The sequence below is a fragment of the Agromyces sp. NPDC055520 genome (assembly GCF_053619715.1).
Genome location: NZ_JBSHJY010000037.1, coordinates 23,447 through 29,815 on the forward strand (window position 1 = coordinate 23,447; position 6,369 = coordinate 29,815).

Annotated in this window: 5 protein-coding genes; all 5 read left to right on the plus strand. The window is 70.3% G+C overall.

The annotated features are described in order from the left end of the window. Positions 1 to 125: 125 nt before the first annotated feature. The 5 genes from ACWGST_RS13480 (at position 126) to ndk (ending at position 6,335) form a co-directional block, all read left to right on the plus strand. Positions 126 to 521: a GntR family transcriptional regulator gene (locus tag ACWGST_RS13480; protein ID WP_452047181.1), complete on the plus strand. Its 396-nt coding sequence runs from the start codon at positions 126 to 128 to the stop codon at positions 519 to 521. A 258-nt stretch (positions 522 to 779) separates the two neighbouring features. Next, entirely contained in the window at positions 780 to 4,097 is a 3,318-nt protein-coding gene (gene ileS / locus ACWGST_RS13485; RefSeq protein WP_452047182.1) for an isoleucine--tRNA ligase, read from the plus strand. Then, entirely contained in the window at positions 4,094 to 5,479 is a 1,386-nt protein-coding gene (locus tag ACWGST_RS13490; RefSeq protein ID WP_452047183.1) for a bifunctional folylpolyglutamate synthase/dihydrofolate synthase, read from the plus strand. The genes ileS and ACWGST_RS13490 overlap by 4 nt, the downstream gene beginning before the upstream one ends. Continuing rightward, positions 5,476 to 5,919 (plus strand): DUF4233 domain-containing protein, encoded by a 444-nt coding sequence (locus tag ACWGST_RS13495; protein WP_452047184.1) that lies wholly within the window; start codon positions 5,476 to 5,478, stop codon positions 5,917 to 5,919. Before ACWGST_RS13490 ends, ACWGST_RS13495 begins: the two co-directional genes overlap by 4 nt. After that, a complete protein-coding gene (ndk, locus tag ACWGST_RS13500) occupies positions 5,916 to 6,335 on the plus strand; it encodes a nucleoside-diphosphate kinase (RefSeq protein WP_452047185.1) in 420 nt (139 codons plus the stop codon). The genes ACWGST_RS13495 and ndk overlap by 4 nt, the downstream gene beginning before the upstream one ends. The last annotated feature ends 34 nt before the right edge of the window (positions 6,336 to 6,369 follow it).

Here is a 6,369-nt window from a genome sequence, read left to right on the forward strand (position 1 = left end):
CTTCGAGGTGCGGGGCCGGCCGGGCGGCGGGTGAGTCGGTCGCGAAGACCGCACACATCCTGACACCGCATGGATGTCGCGACAAGCGTCTTGTTCGTATTGCAGTAGAACAATACGATGAAAGAGTGCTGATTCGCCTCGACCCGACCCTCGACGCCCCGCTATTCGAGCAACTCGCCTCGGGGCTTCGCTCGTCGATCGTCGACGGCCGGCTCTCGGGCGGTGAGCGGCTGCCGGCCGCTCGCGACCTCGCGGGTTCTCTCGGCGTCAACGTGCACACCGTGCTCCGCGCGTATCACCGGCTGCGCGACGAACGCCTCATCGAGCTCCACCGCGGCCGGGGTGCGGTCGTCGCCGTGCGCATCGGCGGGCACGCCGCGCTGGCCGGCGCCGTCTACGACCTCGTCGACGAGGCGAAGAACCACGAACTGCCCGAGGCGGCGCTCCTCGCCCTCGTGAGCGAGGCGTACCGCTCTGCGCCCCGAGCCTCGGGCGTGCTCCGGCCCATGCCGACGCGGTAGTCTTGACGGCAACGACATCGATCCGGCCATCACCGGGGAGTCTTCGGAAGAACCCGGGCGGGTGCCACGCGGCATCCGCTCGGCAGTAGAACCGAACGGGGCGGCCCGTCACAGCCGGCAATGAGGGGCTCGTCCGGGTCTCGATACGCCGCTGGCGCGGCTACTCGACCACCGGAGGAGCAAGCGAGGTGGTACCGCGGCGGAGCTCGATCGAGCACCGGCGTCCTCGTGAGAGCATTCGTCCCCGCAGGAGCGAGCATGTACCCCCGCACCCCAGACGACCACGGTGTCGCCCCCTCACCCGAGTTCCCCGCCGTCGAGCGCGGCGTGCTGGCCTTCTGGAAGGCCGACGGCACGTTCCAGGCGTCGATCGACCAGCGCGAGGGTGCTCCCGAGTGGGTCTTCTACGACGGCCCGCCGTTCGCCAACGGCCTGCCGCACTACGGGCACCTGCTGACGGGGTACGCGAAAGACCTGTTCCCGCGATTCCAGACCATGCGCGGCAAGCAGGTGCACCGCCGCTTCGGCTGGGACACGCACGGCCTGCCCGCCGAACTCGAGGCCGAGCGTCAGCTCGGCATCACCGACAAGAGCGAGATCGAGGAGATGGGCATCGCGGCCTTCAACCAGGCCGCTCGCGACGCCGTGCTCCGCTACACCGAGGAGTGGCAGGAGTACGTCACCCGCCAGGCGCGCTGGGTCGACTTCGAGCACGACTACAAGACCCTCGACGTGACATTCATGGAGAGCGTCATCTGGGCGTTCAAGACGTTGCACGAGAAGGGCCTCGCCTATGAGGGCTACCGCGTGCTGCCGTACTGCTGGCGCGACCAGACGCCGCTCTCGAACCACGAGCTGCGCATGGACGACGACGTCTACAAGATGCGTCAGGACCAGACCGTCACCGTCACGTTCCCGCTCGTCGGCGCGAAGGCCGAGTCGCTCGGGCTCACCGCCGTGCGCGCCCTCGCGTGGACGACGACGCCGTGGACGCTGCCGACGAACTTCGCCCTCGCCGTCGGCCCCGACATCGAGTACGCCGTCGTGCCCGCCGGGCCGAACGGCACACCCGACGCGACCGTGCTGCGCGAAGAGGTCGGCACCGCCGTCTCGGGTGCCGTGGCATCCGACACCGAGGTGCTCGGCGGCGAGTACCTGCTCGCGATCGACCTCGTCGGCAACTACGCGAAGGAGCTCGGCTACGAGTCCGCCGACGACGCTCGCGCCGCGGTCTCGCGCACGGTACGCGGCCGCGAACTCGAGGGCGTCGCCTACGACCGGCTCTTCGACTACTACGCCGACGTCGAGGAATACGGCCTGCAGAACGCCTGGCGCATCCTCGTCGCCGACTACGTCACGACCGAAGACGGCACCGGCATCGTGCATCAGGCCCCGGCCTACGGCGAAGAGGACCAGAAGGTCTCCGAGGCCGCCGGCATCCCCGTCGTCATCTCGCTCGACGAGGGCGGCCGGTTCCTGCCGGCGGTGACGGATGTCGCGGGGCTCTTGTGGAGCGACGCGAACAAGCCGCTCACGCAACTGCTGAAGGCAGAGGGGCGCCTGCTCCGGCAGGCGAGCTACGAGCACTCGTATCCGCACTGCTGGCGCTGCAGGAACCCCCTCATCTACAAGGCCGTCTCGAGCTGGTTCATCCGCGTGCCCGAGTTCAAGGGCCGCATGGGCGAGCTCAATCAAGACATCAACTGGGTGCCCGACAACGTGAAGGACGGCCAGTTCGGCAAGTGGGTCGCCGGTGCACGCGACTGGTCGATCAGCCGCAACCGCTACTGGGGCTCGCCGATCCCCGTGTGGAAGAGCGACGACCCCGAGTACCCCCGCATCGACGTCTACGGCTCGCTCGAAGAGCTCGAACGCGACTTCGGCCGCGTACCGACGAACCCCGACGGCGAGCCCGACCTGCACCGCCCGTACATCGACGAGCTCGTGCGCCCGAACCCCGACGACCCCACCGGCCGTTCGATGATGCGACGCATCCCCGACATCTTCGACGTGTGGTTCGACTCGGGCTCGATGCCGTTCGCGCAGGTGCACTACCCCTTCGAGAACCAGGAGTGGTTCGACAGCCACAACCCCGCCGACTTCATCGTCGAGTACATCGGCCAGACGCGCGGCTGGTTCTACGTCATGCACGTGCTCTCGACCGCGCTGTTCGACCGGCGCGCCTTCTCGAACGTCGTGAGCCACGGCATCGTGCTCGGCAGCGACGGACAGAAGATGTCGAAGTCGCTGCGCAACTACCCCGACGTCTCCGAGGTGTTCGAGCGCGACGGCTCCGACGCGATGCGCTGGTTCCTCATGTCGAGCTCAGTGCTGCGCGGCGGCAACCTCGTCGTCACAGAGGAGGGAATCCGCGAGGGCGTGCGGCAGTTCATGCTGCCGCTCTGGAGCACGTGGTACTTCTTCTCGCTCTACGCGAATTCGGCGCGGGGCGGCGGCTACGAGGCATCCGCTCGCACCGATTCGAGCGACGTGCTCGACCGGTACCTGCTCGCGAAGCTCGGCGCCCTCGTCACCGAGGTGACCGCGGACTTCGAGGCGTTTGACTCGCCGCTCGCGGCGGCGAAGCTGCGCGACTTCGGCGACGTGCTGACGAACTGGTACGTGCGCCGCTCGCGCGACCGCTTCTGGGCGGGCGTCGGCGACGACGGCTCGGGCCGCGAGGCGTTCGACACGCTGTACACCGTGCTCGAGACGCTCACGCGTCTCTCTGCGCCGCTGCTGCCGCTCGTCTCCGAGCAGATCTGGCGCGGGCTGACGGGCGGGCGCAGCGTGCACCTGGCCGACTGGCCCGAAGCCGCAGCCTTCCCGGTCGACGACGAACTCGTGGCCGCGATGGACTCGGTGCGCGAGATCAGCTCGGCCGCCCTGTCGCTGCGCAAGCAGTCGGGTCGCCGGGTGCGCCTGCCGCTCGCGCGCCTCACGGTCGTGGCGACGGATGCCGCGACGCTCGCGCCGTTCGAGGCGATCCTGCGCGACGAGCTCAACGTCAAAGCCGTCGAGCTCGTGACGCTCGACGGCTCGAGCGCCGAGCGCTTCGGGGTCACGAAGCGACTCACCGTCAACGCGCGCGCCGCAGGGCCCCGGCTCGGCAAGACCGTGCAGCAGGCGATCCAGGCCGCCCGCTCGGGCGACTGGAGCGTCGAGGGCGACCACGTCGTGGCGGGGGGCATCGCGCTCGAGTCCGGGGAGTACGAGCTCGTGCTCGAAGCCGGCGGCTCGGGCGACGGGCAGAGTGCGCTCGCGCTGCTCGCCGACGGCGGCTTCGTGATCCTCGACACGGCGACGACGCCCGAGCTCGAGGCCGAGGGCCTCGCGCGCGACGTCGTCCGCGTCGTGCAAGAGGCGCGCAAGGCGGCCGGACTCGAGGTGGGCGACCGCATCCGCTTGACGCTCACGCTCGATGCGGCCGGTGCCGCAGCGGCTGAGCGCCACGGTGAACTCATCGCGGGCGAGACGCTCGCGACCGAACTGTCCGTGATCGCCGGAACCCCCGGTGACGGGTCGAAGCCGGTGGGCGAGACCTCGAAGCTCATCGTGGAGGTGGCGAAGGCATGACCGACTTCACCGACGCATCGGCCGCCGAGGCCGCGGACGCGGCCGACGCCGTCTACCGGAGCCTCCTCGAACGGGTCGGCGAAGCCGCTCCCGAACGTCGGCTCGACGCCACGCGCCGGGCGGTGGAGATCCTCGGCGACCCGCATCGCGCCGCGCCCGTGATCCACATCACCGGCACGAACGGCAAGACCTCGACGAGTCGCATGATCGAGTCGATCCTGCGCGCCGGGGGCCTGCGCACCGGACTCATGACGAGTCCGCACCTCGAGCGGTTCACCGAGCGCATCCTCATCGACGGCGCGCCCGTCGCCGATGAGGCCGTCGCCCGCAACTGGAACGAGATCGAACCGTTCATCTCCATCGTCGACGCCGAGCTCGAAGCCTCGGGCACGCCCCGGCTGACCTTCTTCGAAGCCCTCACGGCGCTCGCGTTCGCCTGCTTCGCCGACGCCCCCGTCGACGTCGTCGTGCTCGAGGTCGGCATGGGCGGCGAGTGGGACTCGACGAACGTGGCCGATGGCCAGGTCGCCGTGTTCACCCCGATCGCGCTCGACCACGAGTCGGCGCTCGGCACCACGGTCGAGGCGATCGCCCGCACCAAGGCGGGCATCATCAAGGCGGAGGCATCCGTCGTCACGGCCTTCCAACCGCCAGAGGCACTCACGGTGCTGCGCGACGTGACCGCAGCGCACGGGGGCACGTTCGCCGTCGAGGGCGGCGCGTTCGCCGTGCTCGACTCCCGTGTCGCCGTTGGCGGCCAGCTCATCTCGGTGAAGGGGCTCGCGGGGGAGTACCGCGACCTCGCGCTGCCGCTCTTCGGGCGTCACCAGGCCGAGAACGCCGCCGTGGCGATCGCCGCGGTCGAGTCGTTCCTCGGCGCCGGCACGATGCGCCTGGCCGACGAGGTCGTGCAGCAGGGGCTCGGCGCGGTCACGTCGCCCGGGCGACTGCAGATGGTGGGCACCGAGCCGCCCGTGCTCGTCGACGCGGCGCACAACCCGCACGGTGCGGCATCGCTCGCGGCCGCGCTCGACGAGGTCTTCGACTTCGACGAGGTCGCCGTCGTGCTCGGCGTGCTCGCCGGCAAGGACGTGGCCGGCATCGCGCGCGCACTCGCGCCGATCGCGACCCGGTTCATCGTCACCGCCCCCGAATCCGACCGTGCGATCGAGGCCGGCGAGCTCGCGGCATCCGTCGCCCGTGCCGTCGGTGCTGAGCAGGCCGCTCACGTCGAGGTGATCGACCGACCGGACGACGCGCTCGACGAGGCCCGCGCCTGGGCCGCGGCAGCGCCGAAGCGCGCGGTCGTCGTCGCCGGTTCGATCGTGCTCGCGGGCGAGGCCATCGCCATCGCCGCCGACCGTGAATGGGGGCGCTCGTGAGCGACTCGACATCCGTGCCCGAACCCGACGATTCCGCGGCCGCGGCGGCTGCGAACGCAGCGCCGCCGCGATCGGTCAGACAGAGCCTCGGCGCCGTCGTGCTCGGCCTCGAGGTGCTCGTGGTGTTCCTCGCCGCACTCGTCATCTGGGGCCTCGCCCAGGGCGACGTCGAGGGCGCTCTGCCGTCGTGGGTCGCCCTGGCGGCCGGCGGCGTCATCATCCTCGCCCTGATCGCGACGATCGGGCTCCTGCGGTTCGACTGGGCGTACGTGCTCGGCTGGGCCATCCAGGTGCTCATCGTCGCGTCGGGCTTCCTCAACCCCGCGATGTTCGTCGTGGGCGCGCTCTTCGGCGGCATGTGGTGGTACTGCATGGTCGCCGGCGCACGCATCGACCGAGAACGCGCGGCAGCGGCCGCGCAATGGAAGGAACAGCAATGACCACCCCCATCGAAGAGACCCTCGTGCTCGTCAAGCCCGACGGCGTCGCGCGCAACCTCACCGGCGAGATCCTGCGCCGCATCGAGGCGAAGGGGTACTCCCTCATCGACATCCGCCTCGTGCAGGCCGACCGCGAACTGCTCGCGCGCCACTACGCCGAGCACGAGGGCAAGCCGTTCTACGAGCCGCTCATCGAGTTCATGGAGTCGGGCCCGACCGTCGCGATGCGCGTCGCGGGCAACCGGGTCATCGAGGGTTTCCGCGTGCTCGCGGGAACGACCGATCCAACGACGGCCGCGCCCGGAACGATCCGCGGCGACTTCGGTCGCGACTGGGGTCTCAAGGTGCAGCAGAACCTCGTGCACGGCTCCGACTCGGCCCCGTCGGCCGAGCGCGAGCTCGCGCTCTGGTTCTGAGAGCGAACGGATGCCGCGGCGCCCGGGTCACCCC

Coding starts and splice junctions, on each gene's coding strand:
- ileS (WP_452047182.1), top strand. CDS start 780: ATGTACCCCCGCACCCCAGACGACCACGGTGTCGCCCCCTCACCCGAG.
- ACWGST_RS13490 (WP_452047183.1), top strand. CDS start 4,094: ATGACCGACTTCACCGACGCATCGGCCGCCGAGGCCGCGGACGCGGCC.
- ndk (WP_452047185.1), top strand. CDS start 5,916: ATGACCACCCCCATCGAAGAGACCCTCGTGCTCGTCAAGCCCGACGGC.